The following is a 1,668-nucleotide window of genomic DNA, read 5'->3' on the forward strand; positions in this document are numbered from 1 at the left end:
GTTCTGATTACTTCTCTTATCATGGGACATCTTGGCTTTTCCTTTAACGCCGACGCTCTCACGATTGGCTTCATGCTCTTCATTTACTGTGTAGGTATTGAAGCTGGGCCCAACTTCTTCGGTATATTCTTCAGAGATGGTAAGCATTACCTCATTCTTAGCCTCGTTGTACTTTCTACGGCTATTGCCCTTACTTATTTTTGCAGTGAATATTTAGGTCTTGGTTTCGGACTTTCCGCAGGCATGATGGCGGGAGCACTAACTGCAACACCAATATTAGTTGGCGCGCAAGATGCACTCAATTCAGGTTTAGCTGAAGTACCAAGAAACATGGACTTGGGTCTGGTCATAGAAAACCTCTCTGTAGGTTACGCGATGGCTTATTTAGTCGGCTTAATCAGTATGATTATGTTTGCCCGCCTTATTCCAAAGCTTCAGAAAGTAAACCTGCACGACTCTGCAGAACAAATAGCTCAAGAGCGCGGCCTAGGCACCTCTGGCCAGCGTAAGGTTTACTTACCCATTATCCGAGCTTATCGCGTGGGACCAGAGCTAATTACCTGGACTGATGGCAAGAACCTTCGTGAGCTTGGCATCTATCGCCAAACTGGTTGCTACATCGAGCGGATTCGACGTAATGGTATTCTTGCCCACCCTGATGGCGATGCCATTCTGCAAGAAGGCGATGAAATCGCATTGGTTGGTTTCCCTGACAGCCACGCTCGTCTTGATCCAAGTTTCCGAAACGGCAAAGAAGTTTTTGACCGTAACCTTCTCGATCTACGAATCGTTGAAGAAGAGATTGTCGTTAAAAGTGACAACATCGCAGGTAAGCGTTTATCTGACTTAAACTTATCCGAATACGGCTGTTTCCTTAACCGCGTAGTAAGAGCTCAAATTGAAATGCCGATGGATTTAAACATCGTACTTTCTAAAGGTGATGTACTACAAGTCAGTGGTGAAAAGAGCCGTGTTCACGGCCTTGCAGAAAAAATTGGTTTCATCTCGATTCACAGCCAAATGGCCGATTTGACGGCTTTCTGTAGCTTCTTCATTCTGGGCATTTTGTTTGGTTTGATCACCATGACATTCGGCCAAGTCTCATTTGGTTTAGGTAATGCAGTTGGTCTTCTTCTATCGGGCATCATGCTTGGCTTCTTACGAGCGAACCACCCTACCTTCGGTTACGTTCCTCAAGGGGCGTTGAATATGGTCAAAGATCTCGGTTTGATGTTCTTTATGGTCGGTATCGGCTTGAGCGCCGGTGGTAAGATATTTGAGCATTTGACCCAAGTGGGTCCGCAAGTTATCGGGATAGCACTTATCGTGAGTGTACTGCCGGTATTCTTCGCTTACCTAGTCGGCGCTTACGCACTGAAAATGAACCGAGCTCTTCTTTTTGGAGCCATCATTGGCGCACGAACCTGTGCTCCGGCAATGGACATAGTAAACGACCACGCTCGTTCAACTATCCCAGCACTGGGGTACGCAGGTACGTACGCGATAGCCAATATATTGATGACCTTAGCGGGTACCTTTATCATTATCATCAGCTAGTTTATTCAGCGTTATAGCGCTTTAGATTAGATATTTTAAATGCACTAATTCATCTTTGAGTTAGTGCATTTTTTATTACTTAATCTCTTTTCTCATCCCAAATCTCTATAC

The 1,668-nt window shown here is 45.1% G+C and carries 1 protein-coding gene; it reads left to right on the plus strand.

Translation table 11 applies throughout. The features are described from left to right. On the plus strand, nt 1–1,557 hold a 1,557-nt coding region (locus AB4496_RS25760; protein WP_372132700.1), incomplete at its 5' end, for an aspartate:alanine antiporter. Nucleotides 1,558–1,668 lie beyond the last annotated feature (111 nt).

This window comes from Vibrio sp. 10N.222.46.A1, assembly GCF_041473595.1.
Taxonomy (GTDB): Bacteria; Pseudomonadota; Gammaproteobacteria; order Enterobacterales; family Vibrionaceae; genus Vibrio; species Vibrio tasmaniensis_A.